Genomic DNA, 16,417 nt, shown 5'->3' with positions numbered 1-16,417 from the left:
ATGTTCAGGAAGTGAAGAAAATGGAATCATCCATTTACTTAAAACTACGCCATCGCATACAAGTTCACCCTGAAAGCCCTGTTATTTTGCAGAGAATGGCACAGGTTATAGCACCGGAGGCATTAATGGAGGAAATTAACTCCATGGTTGTCTATCAAGTGACAGAAGAAGATCAGAACATCATCATTATCGATGTCATGAAGGTTCTGCACCTCTTGAGAATCCGCTTCCCGGAATGTGATATCCAAACCATTGGCCCTTCACAGACCATTGTAGAAGTGATTTATAAAAAGAAAAGGATGTCCATCCCGATGTTCATACTCGTCTGGCTTCTCCTTTTTATTGGTGCAGGGCTTGCCATCATGAATTTTCATGAGGACGTCAGTATGAGGGAAGTCCATCAGAATCTATATAAGATTATTACAGGCCGTGAAAATGAAAAACCTCTTATTTTCCAGATACCTTATTCGTTAGGCCTTGGGGTAGGGATGATTTTATTTTTCAATCATGTCTTTCGGAAAAGGATCAATGAAGAACCGAGTCCATTGGAGGTCGAAATGTTCAATTATCAGTCCGATCTAGACCAGTACGTCATTATGAATGAAAACAAGGAAAGTATGAAACACATTGATGACGATTGAAATATTGTTCATGTGCTTTGTCGGACTGGCAGGAGGACTCGCGGTAGGATCGGGATTCGTCGCATTTTTGACCGTATTGGGGATCATCCCTCGCTTGACACAGCTGACGAAGACCATGAAGATGATCCATTATTATGAATGGGCGGTAATATTTGGAGCTGTTACAGGCGGGTGGCTCGGACTGAGGGGCGAATCGTTTTCGTGGACCCCCTATTTATTGATATTCATTGGACTGGGCAGCGGGATATTTACGGGGATGCTTGCAGCTGCATTGACAGAAGTATTAAATGTATTCCCCATCCTTGCAAAGAGGATTGGGATTGATGATAGAATCGTGTATTTATTGATGGCGATTGTTTTTGGAAAAGTATTGGGTTCCTTGTTTCATTGGATGTATTTTGTAGATCAATGATGTATGCAGCCTTATTTGGAAAAGAAGGTGTTATCAATGAACAAACATCGAGTCATTTTGATTACAGATGGAGACGCATATGCACGGAAGGCTGTTGAGGCCGTCGCTAAAATATACGGCGGAAGATGCATCTCCCAATCCTGCGGCAATCCTTCAGTTCTCAGTGGAATTGATATTGTTAAGCTGATTAAGAAAACCCCGTATGATCCTGTATTTGTCATGTTTGATGACAGTGGATTTCTCGGGGAAGGGTCAGGTGAGCAGGCGATGAAATATGTAGCAAATCATAAAGAGATAGAAGTTCTCGGAGTAATCGCAGTGGCTTCAAGGACTAAGGATGCCGAATGGACCAAAGTGGATGTATGCATTGATAACGAAGGGAATCTGACCAGCCGTGGTGTTGATAAGTACGGTGTGCCGGAAATGGATATCGGTCGGATCAATGGAGATACGGTCTATTGCCTTGATCAGCTGGACGTCCCGATTATCGTAGGCATCGGGGATATTGGGAAAATGGCGAAAAAAGATTCTTCGGATAAAGGAGCTCCAATTACCAAAAAAGCAGTTGAAATCATCATGGAAAGGAGCGGGTTCAATGCCAAAGGGTGATTTGAACACGAAAAAACCGATTCCTCACAGTCTCAGAGAAATGGAACAATACATGAAGGAAAGAGTGGGCTTAGGGACTAGTTTTGACCTTGGCCTGCGTAAACTGAAAATCCTCAAAAAGGATGTTCACATCTATTATGTAAATGGACTGTGCGATACGCAGTATATCATAAAATTATTTCAAGAACTCATAGAAATCAATGATAATGAAAGGCTTTCTTCGAAGTGCTATGAGATTGTTGAAAACAGGCTGATCCATCAATCTGTGCAGCCTGTTAAAACGATCGATGAATTGGTTGACCAAGTACTCTCAGGTCTGATCGCTGTTTTGGTGGAAGGCGAAGAAAAAGCTCTGATTGTCGACGTACGGAGCTACCCGGGAAGACAGCCTCAGGAGCCGGATACAGAAAAAGTTGTAAGAGGTTCGCGGGACGGCTATGTAGAAAACATCATTGTCAATACAGCCCTTACAAGAAGAAGAATCAGAGATGAGAGGCTAAGGTTTGAAATGTTCAAAGCAGGAGAACGCTCAAAGATGGATATCTCCATTGCTTATATAGAGGATGTAGCGAACCCTGATTTGATCAATACGATAAGGAAAGAAATATCCAATATTAAAATCGACGGGCTTTCAATGGCTGATAAAGCTGTAGAGGAATTCGTCGTCAAGCAGGGATATAATCCATATCCAATGGTCCGATATACCGAGCGCGCGGACGTGGGTGCGACCCATTTGCTAGAGGGGCATGTCCTCATTTTTGTTGATACTTCTCCAAGTGTCATCATCACTCCTACAACTTATTTTCATCATGTTCAGCATGCGGAAGAGTACCGTCAATCAGCTGCCGTCGGTACATTTGTCAGGTGGGTAAGATTCTTAGGGATTTTAGCATCGATATTCCTCATTCCACTTTGGTATCTCTGTGTTCAGCAGCCGTCGCTGCTTCCCGACAGGATAGCCTTCATTGGGCCAAACGAACAGACTCACATTCCGATTTTGATACAGATCTTAATAGCTGATCTTGGTCTTGAGTTCCTAAGGATCGCGGCAATTCATACGCCTACTCCTTTATCGACTGCCATGGGGTTGATCGCCGCAGTCATGATCGGGCAAATCGCCATTGATGTGGGGCTGTTTGTACCGGAAGTCATATTATATATTTCCGTTGCAGCCATTGGAACATTTTCGACACCAAGCTATGAATTGAGCGTAGCAAATAAATTAGTGAGGCTCTCACTGCTGATTATTGTTGCAGTCTTTGGCGTCCCAGGATTGGTAATCGGCTCCACACTCTATGTAATTCTCCTTGCGAGGCTTAAATCACTCAATACTCCATATCTGTGGCCATTGATACCGTTCAGTCCCATGGCATTCCTGCAGATTCTTATCAGGCGGTCTGTCCCTGGTTCTGTCGTACGGCCAAGCATTGTTCAGCCAAGAAACAAATTTAAACAGCCTCTCAAAGAATGAGCCATCGGTTTATTGCATGTCAAAGGTTTCTATGATAAAGTTTAAGGCAAAATAAAAATAGAATGCAGGTCGTGATAGACAGTGAGTCGGAAGAAATCCTGGCTGCTGTCTATTTGTTTATGACAGCAAAATGGAGTGTGGGGAATCATGCATTTTTATGGAACTTCATCAATTAACGAAGCCGGTCATTTGGAGATAGGCGGATGCGATACAGTAGAACTTGCCAAGAAATATGGAACGCCGCTTTATATATATGATGTAGCCTTGATCCGCGAACGGGCGAAGGGTTTCAAGGAAACTTTTGACCGCTTGAACGTAAAAGCACAGGTAGCCTATGCAAGCAAAGCATTTTCTTCAATAGCTATGGTGCAGCTCGCTGCGGAAGAAGGCCTTTCACTGGATGTGGTGTCAGCAGGAGAACTATATACGGCTCTAGCAGCTGGATTCCCCACTGAAAAAATCCATTTCCACGGCAATAATAAAAGTGAAGAAGAATTGAAAATGGCGCTGGAGCATAAGATTGGCTGCATCGTTGTAGATAATTTCACAGAGTTGTCTCTTCTTGAAGAGGTTTGTTCGGAAATGAAAACTCAAATGAGTGTTCTTTTGAGAGTCACTCCTGGTATAGAGGCGCACACCCATGATTATATCCTGACCGGACAGGAAGATTCAAAGTTTGGATTCGATCTTCAAAACGGCCAAGCCGAAAAAGCTTTATTAGCTGCTGCAGACTCTCCGTGGATCGATCTCCTTGGAATCCATTGCCATATTGGTTCGCAGATTTTTGATACAACCGGATTTGTCCTGGCAGCGGAAAAAATCATGGAGAAGCTGAATGACTGGAGCAAAAAGCATCAATTTGAACCTAAAGTACTGAATTTAGGGGGAGGATTCGGCATCCGGTATACTTCAGAGGATGATCCGATCCCGCCGGAAAGATATGTAGAAGAAATCATCACAAAGGTGAAAGAGGAAAGTATCCGGTACGGGCTGGAAATGCCTGAGATTTGGATTGAGCCTGGACGTTCACTTGTAGGGGATTCCGGCACCACTCTTTATGAAGCTGGCTCCCAAAAAGATGTTCCGAATGTCAGGAAATACATTGCTGTCGACGGCGGAATGAACGATAATATCCGACCTGCTTTATATGATGCGAAATATGAGGCAGTGCTGGCCAACAGAGTGAATGATCCAAAGGAAGAGCTTGTTTCCATTGCGGGAAAGTGCTGCGAATCTGGTGATATGCTTATTTGGGATATCCATTTGCCGCAGGTTCAAAAAGGAGACTTGCTTGCCGTCTTCTGTACAGGGGCGTATGGATATTCAATGGCGAATAATTATAATAGGATCCCCCGTCCCCCTGTAGTATTTGTGGAGAATGGCAGGGATGTCCTCGTTGTACGCAGGGAAAGCCTTGAGGATATCATTCACTTGGATATGCCCCTCAATGCCAAGGCAGGAAACTTATCGCGCTGAAAAAGTTGATAGAATAAAAGAGTTATCGGCTTCCGCCATTGAGTTGACAATGGCGGAAGCCTGTTTTTTTCTTAGATAAGAAGGTTTGAAGATTCTGAGTGAAGTGCTGTCCAGCTCCAGCGCCTAGAGGCTGGGAGGTTTCCTTCAGCACACTTACGATAAGTCAACATCGGATCGCTATCGCTCTCCGTGTTTCCTTTATCTCGTGGTGCTTCAGTCCAACCTCGGCGCCTCTTAACAGGCGCTTCCGCTTTTCTCTGTCCAGCTCCAGCGCCTAGCCCCTCGAGTCATAAGCCGTACCTCTACGGAAATCAGGATTTCCTTCGAGTTCCGTCTTATGCTGGTCGGGGCTGATTGAGGCGCTTCCGCTTTTTTCTGTCCAGCTCCAGCGCCTAGCCCCTCGAGTCATAAGCCGCTCCTCTACGGAAATCAGGATTTCCTTCGAGTTCCGTCTTATGCTGGTCGGGGCTGATTGAGGCGCTTCCGCTTTTTTCTGTCCAGCTCCAGCGCCTAGCCCCTCGAGTCATAAGCCGCTCCTCTACGGAAATCAGGATTTCCTTCGAGTTCCGTCTTATGCTGGTCGGGGCTGATCAAGGCGCTTCCGCTTTTATATAGATTTGCAGAATCATAATAAAATGAATACAATAACAGACAAGAGTCTTTATTAGGAAAAAAAGAATGGGAATGCCGTCTTGTTTTAAAAAGGGGAAATGAAAATTGAAAGTAAATAATATTGCATTGTTTATCATTTTAGGCCTGTTGACCATCGGCTGGGGAATCATTTATTGGATTTTCATAGGCTCAAAGTAATGTGCTTGTCAAGATTGAATGTTGCTTTCTTATCTAGTAAGATAGAGTACGATTAAGAGTTAAGTTATATGTAAATAATGGTAATAACTAAAAGAAGCGGAAAATAAAAGAGGGATTATGTGATGTTAATACGCTTTAAAAAAACATTTGAAAAAATTGCAATGGGCTTGATGTCATTCATGCCAAGTGAAAAAGATATAAAAAAACTGCAGCAGACCATGAAAAATTATGAAGAAAACCAGGATTGGCAGCTATTTCTTTGGAAAGAGGAAGATATCATCGGTCTGATTGGGGTTATTGTGGAAGAAGAGGAAGTTGAAATTCAGCATATTTCAGTAAATCCATCCCACCGCCATGAAGGAATTGGCAAAAAAATGATAAAAGAACTCAGTCACTTATTTGAGAATAAAGAACTAAAGCCAAATCAAAATACATCATCTTTTTTCGATAAATGTGATTTTGAAGGAGAAGCTCTCTGAATGTAAGAAATAAAATGGGCACCTGCCATTAGGTGCTCATTTTTATTTTGGATCTATTTTCTTTTTCAATAAGGCATCTTTTCTGGCCTTGATGACTTCTGACCGATCCCTCGTCCGATGCCTGTGGATTAGTGCATGATTGCTTAGGTCGCTTTTTTTCCAGCTGTATTGATGCTTTTTACATTCATCCCGGCACATGTTCAACAAAACCGGGTCCTGTATAGGCAGCTCCAAGCTTTCATATGCTTCTCTTTGATCGATCATTGATAGGGACTTAAAGAGAAGCTGGAGGAATTTATCGGCATCCAGACCTAAATCAGAGATCATTTTTTTTCGCCCTTCGAATCCCTCAATCGCTTTGGACATCATCTTCCTGGCCCCCGGCCAATTATTTCTTCTGTGGTGATATTGAGCGACAGCTAACTGAATGAATGGCAGCCATATAGAATCTGTTTTGCGGCCGCCTTGTTCTTTCCAAAATTCTTCGAGGATTTCATGACATTCAAAATAGTCGCGGCACGCATGAAATTGAACCAGATAATCAATATATTCTTTAGGATATGACATGTTTGTTCCCTACTTTCTTTCTATCCTACAAGTGTAGCATAAAATTTTTTGTGAAAATAATTTAAGATGGGATGTGCAAGCTTTTCTTTCAAGTTTCCTATTGGAGAATGGCGGACTATCCTCTATACTTAAAGGTAGCCCAAAATAGCGGGTAAAAAGAATGGGTGATGAATTTGGAATATAGTGTAAAAGTGGATGCGTTTGAAGGTCCATTGGATCTTTTGCTGCATTTAATTAATTCTCTTGAAATAGATATATATGATATACCGATGGCTCAAATAACAGAACAGTATCTTTTGTATGTCCATGCCATGAAGGAATTGAAACTTGATGTAGCAAGTGAATATCTGGTGATGGCTGCAACGCTTCTTGCCATTAAAAGCAAGACACTCCTGCCGAAGCACCAGGATGATCTGGACGAAGAAGAATTTGAGTTCGAAGATGAAATGGATCCACGGGATGAATTAGTTGAAAGGTTAATAGAATATAAGAAATATAAAAGTGCTGCAGACGAATTAAAGCAAAGGGAGCAGGAGCGAGGGCAGATATTCACCAAACCACCAAGCGACCTCTCTGAAATTTCCGGGGCAGCCTCAAGCGAAAAGCTCGATCTGAATGTCACCATTTATGATATGCTTGGAGCTTTTAATAAACTTCTTCGAAGGAAGAAACTGCAGAAGCCGGTAACCACCAAGATTTCGAGACAGGAGCTTTCGATTGAAAAAAGGATGGATGAAGTCATGGTGGAACTTAGGAGTTTTTCAGGAAGAAGAAGCTTTTTTGAGCTGTTTCCTTATCAGGAAAAGGACCATATCGTCGTTACATTTTTGGCCATCCTGGAACTGATGAAAAGAAATGAATTACTGGTGGAGCAGGAAGGGAATTTCGATGACATTTTCATTACAGCAAAGAAAGGAGCAGAAGTCATTGGAAATCGTTAATTGGAAAGGCATCTTAGAAAGTCTGCTCTTCGTAGCAGGTGATGAGGGCTTGAATTTAAAGCAGATCATGACAGTGATGGAAATAGAGGAGCATCAGGCATGGGAAATCATAGAGCTCCTGAAGGAAGACTATGAAAATAGCAATCGTGGAATGGAATTGAAGGAAATAGCAGGGTCGTTCCAGCTTGTCACCAAAAAAGAATATGCTCCATACTTAAAGAAATTGGTAGAATCCCCTGGAATGAATACGTTATCTCAAGCAGCTCTGGAAAGCTTGGCAATAGTCGCTTACAAGCAGCCGATTACAAGGGCTGAGATAGAAGATATCAGGGGAGTCAAAACAGAACGACCGCTTCAAACCCTTGTTTCCAAAGGATTGATTAAAGAGGTTGGAAGAGCGGAAGGAACAGGGAGAGCCATTTTATATGGAACGACAAAAGAATTCTTAGATTATTTTGGACTCAAAAATATCAGTGAGTTGCCTCCGCTTCCTGATAAGACGGAAGACGATCTGCTGCAGGAAGACGCTGATTTATTTTTTGGTAAATTCCAAGAAACTTTGAGCCAGGAAGTATAATGCTTCAATTATGCGGCAAGTCCCGCAAAGGATATGGGAGGGGAATATGAGAAACTCTATCGTACAAACACAGACGGAAGAAGTGAAACGGTTCCTGGAAAAGACTCTTGTAGTAATTGCCGGCTTCCTTAATGAAACAAAGCTGAGTGAGTTGATTCATGAAGAAGGTGTAGAAAAGGAATATTCTGAAGGCATTCTCTCTGTCTTGAGGCGCATCCTGGTTTCCTGCGAAGACGGGAAGGATGCCTGCAGCCTTGCCCTGCAGTGTGAACCATTCAATAAAATGGCGGCTGAAAAAGCTTTGTTTTCCATTTATCATCTATGTATCGAAGAGTTCTTTTCCCCTAAAAATGATTCATGGTATGAGGATCCAAGATCTGCATATACCGGAAAGCAAGCAATAAAATTCAGAAAAGCCGCACCACAAAAAGTACAAGAGCTTATTTCCTCATTGGAATTGGACTTTCAGCGATTCCGTGAAGAACTGGATTATTATGAAACGGATTATAGAACAAAAATGATGCAGTCCAAATAATTTCTCTTTAAAAATAAGCTCCAAACCCACACCCTCTTCATAGTGTAATAAACGTGAGGAGGGTGTGTTTTACATGCAAGAGGATTATCGATCGTATATCGTCCAAATGAAAAGCTGGCGAAGCAGTCTTGAACCATCGCTTCAAGATATAGGTAAAGCAGAAGAGTTGGGAAGGAAGCTCGCGGCATTTGATGAACTAATCCTAATGTTAGAAAGTTCTGATCAGAGTGAATTACCGGTGCAAAGCAGTGATCTATATGAATTAGCGATGGAAATTTATCATTTCGCACGAGAGGCGAATGAAAAGAGGGATGTTGACGGATATATATGGACGGAAGAGATTACAATTCCGCCAGGCGGGCATTCCCTGCCTCCTTTGCCTTATGGGTACAATGCTTTAGAACCTTATATTTCTGGGGAAATCATGAGGCTTCATCATGATAAACATCATCAGTCATATGTGGATGGATTGAATAAAGCAGAAAATAAATTGATGGAAGCAAGAAAAACAAATGATTTTTCACTTATAAAGCATTGGGAGAGAGAATTGAGTTTTCACGGGTCAGGCCATTATCTTCATACATTATTTTGGGAAGTGATGAGCCCAAATGGCGGGGGAATGCCGACTGGAGACTTAATGAAAGCAATCGAGATCTCCTTTGGGGGTTTTGAGGCATTTAAACGGCAGTTTACGGAAGCTGCTATTGCAGTGGAAGGATCAGGATGGGCTGTGCTGGTCTGGTCAACGAGAGCCAGGAGACTGGAGATTCTTCAATCGGAAAAACATATGAACCTGACCCAATGGGATACGGTTCCCCTGCTGGTCCTGGATGTATGGGAGCATGCTTATTATCTGCAATATAAGAATAACCGTGCTGAGTATGTGAAAAATTGGTGGAATATCGTTAATTGGCCGCTGGTTGGATCCCGTTTTGAAAAAGCAAAAAAATTAAGATGGAAAGCATTTTGAAGTACTGGCAGTTTCTGGCAAGCTCCCCCCTCTCATTCATGACAGGAAAACATGAATGAGAGAGGGGAGCTTTTCTGTTTCATTGAAAGCAAATTGGTTCATATCGCCGCTTGTCCTGCATAAACTTGTACAAACAAGAAGGGAAGAGGTGTCTTTTTGAAAAATAAGCTTTTTTACATATATATTGCCATGACGATTGCGGTGATGGGATTCATGCCGGCCATTACAAAAGCATCAGGATTATCAGTCAGTGCCAAAGGGGCTGTATTGATCGATCAGGATACCGGGCGGATCCTATATGAGAAAAATGCCAATCAAAAAATGAGGATTGCCTCTATCACAAAAATTATGACAGCAGTCATTGCCATTGAATCGGGAGAAATGAATGAAGATGTTAAAGTCAGCAAGAAAGCTATCTATACGGAAGGGTCGTCCCTCTATTTAAAAGAAGGGGAAAAAATTAAGCTCGAAGATTTGGTGTATGGGCTGATGCTCCGCTCAGGCAATGATGCCGCTGTTGCCATTGCTGAACATGTTGGCGGGAGCCTTGATGGCTTTGTTTATCTAATGAACAAAAAGGCAGAAGAAATAGGAATGAAGAATACTCATTTTGCCAATCCGCATGGTCTCGATGATCATGAAAATCATTTTTCCACAGCTTATGATATGGCCATACTTATGAAATACGCCATGCATAATCCGAAATTCAAAAAAATATCCGGAACAAAGGTATATCATGCTGATGATCCAGACAGTGAATGGGAGAGAACATGGAAAAATAAGAACAGGCTTCTCACAGAAAAATATGAGTATTGCACAGGGGGCAAAACAGGGTTTACGAAAAGGGCAAAAAGGACTCTCGTTACGACTGCAGCAAAGGACGGCCAGCATTTAATCGCTGTCACCCTTAACGCGCCGGATGATTGGAATGATCATATAACGATGTACAATTACGGTTTCAATCATTACGATCAGATGCTTGTTCTGGAAAAAGGAACTATAAAGGATATTTCAGACTCCTTTTATAAAGGAAAGGTTTATATAAAAAGTGATATTGAATACCCGCTTGCTTCAAATGAAAAAGAAAATATGAGAGTGGAATATCAATTGCTGAAGCCTCAAAAAGATTGGAAGAAGAAAACGAGTCAAACACCTGATATTGTTGGGAAAGCATTGATATATTTTAATGAGAAAAATGTAAGGACGGTCCCTATATACTTTAATCACGGCTCCTCAAAGGAATCATCAAGCTGGATTGATCTTTTTCAGGAAGTGTTCCTGGCAGGACTGGGTGTGAAGATAGATGGTTAATTACATTTGGGTGGGAATGACTATCATTGGACTTATTTTTGCGGCAGTGAACGGAAGAATGAAGGAAGTGAATGAAGCTATTTTTCATTCTGCCAATGAGGCAGTTACATTGTGCATAGGGTTGATCAGTATTTTGGTTTTTTGGCTGGGGATAATGAAGATTGCCCAAGACTCGGGGCTTCTTGATAAAATGTCATTGTTTTTTCGGCCATTGGTCCAAAGGCTTTTTCCTGAAGTTCCTCCTGGACACCCCGCTATGGGCTATATCCTGTCAAATATGATAGCGAATATGTTTGGATTGGGAAACGCTGCAACCCCACTGGGGATCAAAGCGATGGAGGAATTGAAGGAGCTTAATGGAGGAAAGCCCGCTGCAAGCAGATCGATGATAACATTTTTAGCAATAAACACCTCAAGTCTTACCCTTATACCGACAACAGTGATCGCCATCAGGATGAATTATGGATCGGCATCCCCTACAGAAATTGTAGGGCCAACGTTATTCGCTACCTTTATTTCAGCCGTTTTTGCGATATTTATAGACCGTTATTTTTATTATAGAAGATCGCGCAAAGAGGTGAAGTGACAATGCAATGGCTATCGCTCCTATCGCTTTGGCTGATTCCAGTGCTCATCGCATTCATTCTGCTTTATAGCATATGGAAAAGAGTGCCGTCGTACGAAAGTTTTGTTGAAGGGGGAAAGGAAGGAATCAAGATTGCATTTTCTATTATTCCTTATTTGGTAGGGATGCTGGTCGCTATCACGGTTTTTCGCGCATCTGGTGCCATGGATTTTTTCGTAAACCTCATCAAACCGCTTCTTGCAGCAATCGGCGTACCGGCAGAAGTTGTACCTCTCGCATTGATCAGACCAATTTCTGGAAATGCAGCCCTTGGGATGATGAGTGACATCATCTCGACACACGGGGCAGATTCATATATCGGGAGGCTCGCATCGGTGCTTCAAGGCAGTACAGATACCACCTTTTATGTGCTCACCGTTTATTTTGGCGCAGTCGGCATTAAGAAAATGGGAGATGCCTTGAAAGTTGGGCTGCTTGCAGATTTAGTGGGCATTGCAGCAGCAATTGTAGTGGTGGCTTGGATATTTTAAATTTTAAAGATGCTAATCGGCATCTTTTTTTGTTTTTGAGAAGGTTGCGTGCTTAGGACTGGGATTTGTCCTTTGCTTTTCGACATACATGTGTAATAATTCATAAAGGCGGATACTATTCCGTATTTTGTATATCAAATGATTGATATTAAAAATGAAACCATTATTAGAGGTGAATATAGATGGAAAGATTGCAAAAAGTAATTGCTCACGCTGGTATCGCTTCAAGGCGTAAAGCAGAAGAGCTTATCGTAAAAGGGAAAGTAAAAGTAAACGGAGTGGTAGTAAAGGAATTGGGGACAAAAGTCTCTGGGAATGACCGTATCGAAGTGGAAGGCGTCCAGATCGAAAGTGAAGAAAAAGTCTATTATTTATTTTATAAACCTAGAGCTGTAATTTCTGCAGCATCGGATGATAAAGGCAGACAAGTGGTCACAGACTTTTTCCCAAACATACCCCAGAGGATATACCCGATCGGCCGACTGGACTATGATACATCAGGTCTTCTCCTTTTGACGAATGACGGGGAATTTGCAAATGCCATCATGCACCCAAGGTATGAAATTCCCAAGACATATGTCGCAAGGCTAAAGGGGCTGCCAAGCAGGGAAGCCATAAAAAAATTGGAGCACGGAATCATGCTCGAAGATGGTAAAACAGCTCCGGCAAAAGTGAAAGTTACATCATTTGATAAAAAAATGAATAAAGCAATCGTTGAAATCACGATCCATGAGGGCAGGAACAGACAGGTAAGAAGGATGTTTGACGCCATTGGCCATCCTGTATCAAAACTGAAGCGCGAAAAATTAGCCTTCCTTACATTGCACGGATTGAATGCAGGTGAAGCAAGGGAATTGACCCCCCATGAAGTGAAACTTCTCCGTACACTATCTGAGACAGGGTCGATTAAATAATTCATTCTTCATAAAAGTGTCACATATCCAATTAATCCAAAAACCGTTAATAATGATATAATTAGGAGCAAAATGTGACCGATTACATCAAGGAGGAAGGTATAATGGCGCAAAGCAAGCAGCAGAGGCTTTGGATCCGGACGGCAATTTTAGTTGTCCTCATTGCGGCAGTGGCATACACATTATATGCAAACTTCACCAAAGAAGAACGAGGTCAGCTCAAGGCAGGAGACAAGGCGCCTGATTTCTCGTTAGTAGATATGAATGGTAATAAACACAGATTATCAGAGTATAAGGGAAAAGGGGTATTCCTTAACTTCTGGGGAACATGGTGTGATCCATGTAAAAGGGAAATGCCTTTTATGGACAACCAGTATAAGAAATTTAAAGATCAAGGTGTAGAAGTCTTGGCAGTCAATGTCGGCGAATCCCAATTTTTGATCAATAATTTTATTAAGAGGTACGGACTTACGTTTCCGGTTGTGGTGGATAAAAATAAAGATGTCCAAACCGCCTATGGTATTGATCCGCTTCCAACGACTTTCTTAATCAATCCAAAAGGTGAAATAGTAGATATCATCAAAGGAACGATGACGGAAGAGGATGTCAAGAAAGATATGGAGCGTATTAAACCTTAAATTAAGGGAGTAGTTTGAAATGAAAGAAATCAAATGTGAATGCGGGCACGTCAATCCACATGGTACCGTACTCTGTGAAGCGTGCGGACGGGCTCTAACAGAGGAAGCGAAAAAGGACCGGCTGCACGATATGAGGTATGAAGGAAGTGCAAGAAGGTCGCAGGTCTATAACAAGACGATCATCGACAAGATATGGAACTTCTTCTCATCTGTCAAAGTTGGGGTTTGGCTCATTGTGGTCACACTGATAGCATCCGCGTTGGGAACGATTTTCCCGCAGCAGATGTACATCCCCCCAACAGTGGACCCTGCAGATTACTATAAAGATACATATGGCTGGCTTGGAGAAGCTTATTATACACTTGGATTCAATAATCTATACAGCTCTTGGTGGTATTTGATTTTAATCGCATCAATTGGGATCTCTCTTGTCATTTGCAGTCTCGACAGGGTCATTCCATTATATAAAGCGCTTAAAAAGCAGCGCGTCACCAGGCATGAAGGCTTTCTAAAAAGGCAGCGCGTCTTTGGGATTTCGGAAGTCGGCAATATCGAAGAAGACATGAAAACAGCAGCAGGAAAGCTCAAGGAAAAAAGGTATTCCATTCGTGAGGAAAATGGCAATATCCTAGCGGAAAAAGGAAGATTCTCCCGCTGGGGTCCATACATCAATCATATTGGACTTATCATTTTCTTGATCGGCGCTATGCTTCGATTCATCCCGGGCATGTATGTAGATAAGGTTGTCTGGATCCGGGAAGGGGAAACCAAGGTTCTTCCAGGCACGCATGAACAATACTATTTGAAAAATAATAAATTCATTTTGCAGACATACGATAAGCAAAATGACTCAGCTGTATTTGATCAAGCAATTGACAGGGTCGGAACCATTGCCAAAAACTATCAATCAAATGTTGAGTTGTATAAAAGGGAAGCTGGGGAAGTCCCTGGGGAAACAAACCTGAAAAAAGTAAAGTCCAAACAAATCAAGGTTAACCAGCCGCTTACATTTGATAAATACGCAGTCTACCAGGTGGACTTTAAAATGGATGAATTTCAGGCAATGTATTTTGATCTCACTAGTAAAGAAACAGGAAAAAAATTCGGCAACATAAAAGTCGATTTGTTCAATCCGAAAGATTCTTATAATCTGAAAAATGGATATAAAATCGAATTGATGGGATATTATCCTGACTTTTCAGGATTTTCTAAAGAAGGAGAACCTCAAACCAAGTCTCCTGTCCCAAACAATCCAGCATTTCTTTTCAACATGATTTCTCCTGAACATCCAGATGGAGAAGTTAGTTTTGTAGCAATAAAACAAAATGTAGAACCTTTTGGCAAGAATGAATACAAAATGTCATTTGCCGGCATCGATACACGCAATGTATCCGCTCTCTCCGTTAAAAAAGATTTGACACTGTGGGTGATTGCCATCGGTGGAATCATATTTATGATCGGGGTCATTCAAGGGGCATATTGGAACCATAGAAGGATTTGGCTTCAGCGCAAAGATGGAAAAGTACTGGTGAGCGGCCATACAAATAAAAATTGGTTCGGATTAAAGAAAGATATTGCCTATGTTTTGAATGAAACATCAATAGCTGAACCAGTCGATCAGCTTCAGGAAAAAGAAATAGACAAGGAATAATTGAAAGGGAGGGATCCAGTTATGACGAATTTAGTAGACTTAAGCAGCAACCTGCTGTATTTAGCGTTTATCATGTATCTGATCGGTACTTTTTTCTTTGGAGGATCCATTCGTTCTAAACACGGTGTGGCAAAGGATTTATCCAAACTGAATACATGGGGTAAAATTGCCATCACAATCACAGTCATTGGGTTTGCAGCTCAGATTGGCTACTTCATTACAAGATGGATTGCATCTGGACATGCTCCAGTCAGTGATTTATTTGAATTTACTACATTCTTCGGTATGATGCTTGTTGGTGCTTTCATTATTATTTTCTTCATTTATCGGACAGCTGTTTTGGGATTATTTGCATTGCCGATTGCTCTTTTGGTCATTGCTTATGCAAGCATGTTCCCTAAGGAAGTAAGCCCATTGATTCCTGCGCTGCAAAGCGATTGGCTTCATATTCACGTTACAACTGCTGCAGCAGGCGAAGCGATTCTCGCAATTAGTTTTGCGGCTGGCTTGATTTATCTTGTGAAAAACATCGATCAATCAAAGAAAAGCAAGAAAACATTTTGGCTTGAGGCTGTTTTATTTGGACTTATTGCAGTACTGGGATTTGTAGCTGTCACGACAACTTTCTCCTTGATGGATTATAAAGCTTCCTTTAATTGGGTCGATCGGAGTGGTGCAGAAAAAGTCATGGACTATAATGTACCTCCACTTGTCGGGCCTCATGAAGGGAAATTGACAACTGCTGATCGAATGGAACCATGGGTGGAGCTTCCTGCATTCTTCAATGCCATGAAGTTCAATACCGTTATCTGGTCTTTAGGCGGCGGGATCGTTATTTATTTAATCCTTCGCCTTATCTTGCGCAAACGAATTGGCGCTAGTTTGCAGCCATTAGCTAAGAACGTGAAATCTGACCTCCTGGATGAGATTGGATATCGTTCTGTATTGATTGGCTTCCCTGTATTTACACTAGGCGCTTTGATATTCGCCATGATCTGGGCACAAATGGCCTGGACAAGATATTGGGGCTGGGATCCGAAAGAAGTATGGGCGCTCATCACGTTCTTGTTCTATGCAGCATTCCTTCACCTGCGGTTATCTAAAGGATGGCATGGTGAAAAATCTGCATGGCTTGCTGTAATTGGATTCGCCATCATCATGTTTAATTTGGTTGCGGTAAACCTGGTCATTGCAGGGCTTCATTCTTACGCATAACTGCGATATTAATGTGAGTCTGATATGAAAAAAGCAAATGATTTCAGACTTGATGAAGCTTCTGGTCATCTGTCTGAAGCCTTC

The 16,417-nt window shown here is 41.9% G+C and carries 18 protein-coding genes; 17 read left to right on the top strand and 1 reads right to left on the bottom strand.

Annotated elements, in window-relative coordinates; genetic code table 11:
• Positions 1-20: 20 nt before the first annotated feature.
• The 6 genes from ABTV07_RS13185 to ABTV07_RS13160 all read left to right on the top strand — a co-directional run bounded on the left by ABTV07_RS13185 (position 21) and on the right by ABTV07_RS13160 (position 5,898).
• Positions 21-641: a stage V sporulation protein AA gene (locus tag ABTV07_RS13185; protein WP_433742953.1), complete on the top strand. Its 621-nt coding sequence runs from the start codon at positions 21-23 to the stop codon at positions 639-641.
• Complete coding sequence (locus ABTV07_RS13180) at positions 631-1,053, top strand: stage V sporulation protein AB (RefSeq protein WP_433742951.1); 423 nt, start codon at positions 631-633, stop codon at positions 1,051-1,053. Before ABTV07_RS13185 ends, ABTV07_RS13180 begins: the two co-directional genes overlap by 11 nt.
• 36 nt (positions 1,054-1,089) lie before the next feature.
• Positions 1,090-1,662: a stage V sporulation protein AE gene (locus ABTV07_RS13175; RefSeq protein WP_433742949.1), complete on the top strand. Its 573-nt coding sequence runs from the start codon at positions 1,090-1,092 to the stop codon at positions 1,660-1,662.
• Positions 1,649-3,133 carry a spore germination protein gene (locus ABTV07_RS13170; protein ID WP_433742947.1) on the top strand — a complete coding sequence of 495 codons (1,485 nt, stop codon included), beginning with the start codon at positions 1,649-1,651 and terminating at the stop codon, positions 3,131-3,133. Before ABTV07_RS13175 ends, ABTV07_RS13170 begins: the two co-directional genes overlap by 14 nt.
• A gap of 147 nt (positions 3,134-3,280) precedes the next feature.
• Positions 3,281-4,609, top strand: coding sequence for a diaminopimelate decarboxylase (gene lysA / locus ABTV07_RS13165; protein ID WP_433742946.1), 1,329 nt, complete (start codon positions 3,281-3,283; stop codon positions 4,607-4,609).
• Positions 4,610-5,541: 932 nt separating this feature from the next.
• A complete protein-coding gene (locus ABTV07_RS13160) occupies positions 5,542-5,898 on the top strand; it encodes a GNAT family N-acetyltransferase (protein ID WP_433742944.1) in 357 nt (118 codons plus the stop codon).
• A gap of 42 nt (positions 5,899-5,940) precedes the next feature.
• Here the strand turns inward: ABTV07_RS13160 and ABTV07_RS13155 are convergent, their stop codons facing one another.
• Positions 5,941-6,465 carry a DUF309 domain-containing protein gene (locus tag ABTV07_RS13155; protein WP_433742942.1) on the bottom strand — a complete coding sequence of 175 codons (525 nt, stop codon included), beginning with the start codon at positions 6,463-6,465 and terminating at the stop codon, positions 5,941-5,943.
• A gap of 173 nt (positions 6,466-6,638) precedes the next feature.
• Between ABTV07_RS13155 and ABTV07_RS13150 the strand changes: the two genes are divergently transcribed.
• From ABTV07_RS13150 to ccsB, 11 genes are all read left to right on the top strand, one after another.
• Positions 6,639-7,406 (top strand): segregation/condensation protein A, encoded by a 768-nt coding sequence (locus ABTV07_RS13150; protein ID WP_433742940.1) that lies wholly within the window; start codon positions 6,639-6,641, stop codon positions 7,404-7,406.
• A complete protein-coding gene (gene scpB, locus ABTV07_RS13145; protein ID WP_433742938.1) occupies positions 7,393-7,983 on the top strand; it encodes an SMC-Scp complex subunit ScpB in 591 nt (196 codons plus the stop codon). Before ABTV07_RS13150 ends, scpB begins: the two co-directional genes overlap by 14 nt.
• 46 nt (positions 7,984-8,029) lie before the next feature.
• A complete protein-coding gene (locus ABTV07_RS13140; RefSeq protein ID WP_433742937.1) occupies positions 8,030-8,518 on the top strand; it encodes a DUF3907 family protein in 489 nt (162 codons plus the stop codon).
• A 73-nt stretch (positions 8,519-8,591) separates the two neighbouring features.
• The gene (locus ABTV07_RS13135) at positions 8,592-9,488 is read left to right on the top strand and encodes a superoxide dismutase (RefSeq protein WP_433742935.1); all 897 of its coding nucleotides are present in this window, start codon (positions 8,592-8,594) and stop codon (positions 9,486-9,488) included.
• 189 nt (positions 9,489-9,677) lie between these two features.
• Positions 9,678-10,799, top strand: a complete 1,122-nt coding sequence (locus ABTV07_RS13130) for a D-alanyl-D-alanine carboxypeptidase family protein (RefSeq protein WP_433751231.1) — start codon at positions 9,678-9,680, stop codon at positions 10,797-10,799.
• Positions 10,792-11,385 carry a nucleoside recognition domain-containing protein gene (locus ABTV07_RS13125; protein WP_433742933.1) on the top strand — a complete coding sequence of 198 codons (594 nt, stop codon included), beginning with the start codon at positions 10,792-10,794 and terminating at the stop codon, positions 11,383-11,385. Before ABTV07_RS13130 ends, ABTV07_RS13125 begins: the two co-directional genes overlap by 8 nt.
• Before the next feature lie 2 nt (positions 11,386-11,387).
• Positions 11,388-11,915: a spore maturation protein gene (locus ABTV07_RS13120; RefSeq protein ID WP_433742932.1), complete on the top strand. Its 528-nt coding sequence runs from the start codon at positions 11,388-11,390 to the stop codon at positions 11,913-11,915.
• Positions 11,916-12,097: 182 nt separating this feature from the next.
• Complete coding sequence (locus ABTV07_RS13115; protein ID WP_433742930.1) at positions 12,098-12,829, top strand: pseudouridine synthase; 732 nt, start codon at positions 12,098-12,100, stop codon at positions 12,827-12,829.
• Between the two features lie 104 nt (positions 12,830-12,933).
• Positions 12,934-13,467, top strand: coding sequence for a thiol-disulfide oxidoreductase ResA (gene resA / locus ABTV07_RS13110; protein WP_433742928.1), 534 nt, complete (start codon positions 12,934-12,936; stop codon positions 13,465-13,467).
• 19 nt (positions 13,468-13,486) lie between these two features.
• Entirely contained in the window at positions 13,487-15,118 is a 1,632-nt protein-coding gene (resB, locus tag ABTV07_RS13105) for a cytochrome c biogenesis protein ResB (RefSeq protein ID WP_433742926.1), read from the top strand.
• Between the two features lie 21 nt (positions 15,119-15,139).
• Entirely contained in the window at positions 15,140-16,333 is a 1,194-nt protein-coding gene (ccsB, locus tag ABTV07_RS13100) for a c-type cytochrome biogenesis protein CcsB (protein ID WP_433742925.1), read from the top strand.
• Positions 16,334-16,417: the final 84 nt, after the last annotated feature.

This window comes from Falsibacillus pallidus (genome assembly GCF_050990905.1).
Taxonomy (GTDB): Bacteria; Bacillota; Bacilli; order Bacillales; family DSM-25281; genus Falsibacillus; species Falsibacillus pallidus_A.
Note: the sequence above shows the minus strand (reverse complement) of the source record. Positions and strands in the feature narration are given on the sequence as shown.

What these genes read in the sequence shown, in the direction of transcription:
- lysA (WP_433742946.1), top strand. Translation starts at nt 3,281, where the DNA reads ATGCATTTTTATGGAACTTCATCAATTAACGAAGCCGGTCATTTGGAG.
- ABTV07_RS13170 (WP_433742947.1), top strand. Translation starts at nt 1,649, where the DNA reads ATGCCAAAGGGTGATTTGAACACGAAAAAACCGATTCCTCACAGTCTC.
- resA (WP_433742928.1), top strand. Translation starts at nt 12,934, where the DNA reads ATGGCGCAAAGCAAGCAGCAGAGGCTTTGGATCCGGACGGCAATTTTA.
- ccsB (WP_433742925.1), top strand. Translation starts at nt 15,140, where the DNA reads ATGACGAATTTAGTAGACTTAAGCAGCAACCTGCTGTATTTAGCGTTT.
- ABTV07_RS13125 (WP_433742933.1), top strand. Translation starts at nt 10,792, where the DNA reads ATGGTTAATTACATTTGGGTGGGAATGACTATCATTGGACTTATTTTT.
- ABTV07_RS13180 (WP_433742951.1), top strand. Translation starts at nt 631, where the DNA reads ATGACGATTGAAATATTGTTCATGTGCTTTGTCGGACTGGCAGGAGGA.
- ABTV07_RS13175 (WP_433742949.1), top strand. Translation starts at nt 1,090, where the DNA reads ATGAACAAACATCGAGTCATTTTGATTACAGATGGAGACGCATATGCA.
- ABTV07_RS13130 (WP_433751231.1), top strand. Translation starts at nt 9,678, where the DNA reads ATGACGATTGCGGTGATGGGATTCATGCCGGCCATTACAAAAGCATCA.
- ABTV07_RS13155 (WP_433742942.1), bottom strand. Translation starts at nt 6,465, where the DNA reads ATGTCATATCCTAAAGAATATATTGATTATCTGGTTCAATTTCATGCG.
- ABTV07_RS13120 (WP_433742932.1), top strand. Translation starts at nt 11,388, where the DNA reads ATGCAATGGCTATCGCTCCTATCGCTTTGGCTGATTCCAGTGCTCATC.
- resB (WP_433742926.1), top strand. Translation starts at nt 13,487, where the DNA reads ATGAAAGAAATCAAATGTGAATGCGGGCACGTCAATCCACATGGTACC.
- ABTV07_RS13115 (WP_433742930.1), top strand. Translation starts at nt 12,098, where the DNA reads ATGGAAAGATTGCAAAAAGTAATTGCTCACGCTGGTATCGCTTCAAGG.
- ABTV07_RS13140 (WP_433742937.1), top strand. Translation starts at nt 8,030, where the DNA reads ATGAGAAACTCTATCGTACAAACACAGACGGAAGAAGTGAAACGGTTC.
- ABTV07_RS13185 (WP_433742953.1), top strand. Translation starts at nt 21, where the DNA reads ATGGAATCATCCATTTACTTAAAACTACGCCATCGCATACAAGTTCAC.
- ABTV07_RS13160 (WP_433742944.1), top strand. Translation starts at nt 5,542, where the DNA reads ATGTTAATACGCTTTAAAAAAACATTTGAAAAAATTGCAATGGGCTTG.
- ABTV07_RS13135 (WP_433742935.1), top strand. Translation starts at nt 8,592, where the DNA reads ATGCAAGAGGATTATCGATCGTATATCGTCCAAATGAAAAGCTGGCGA.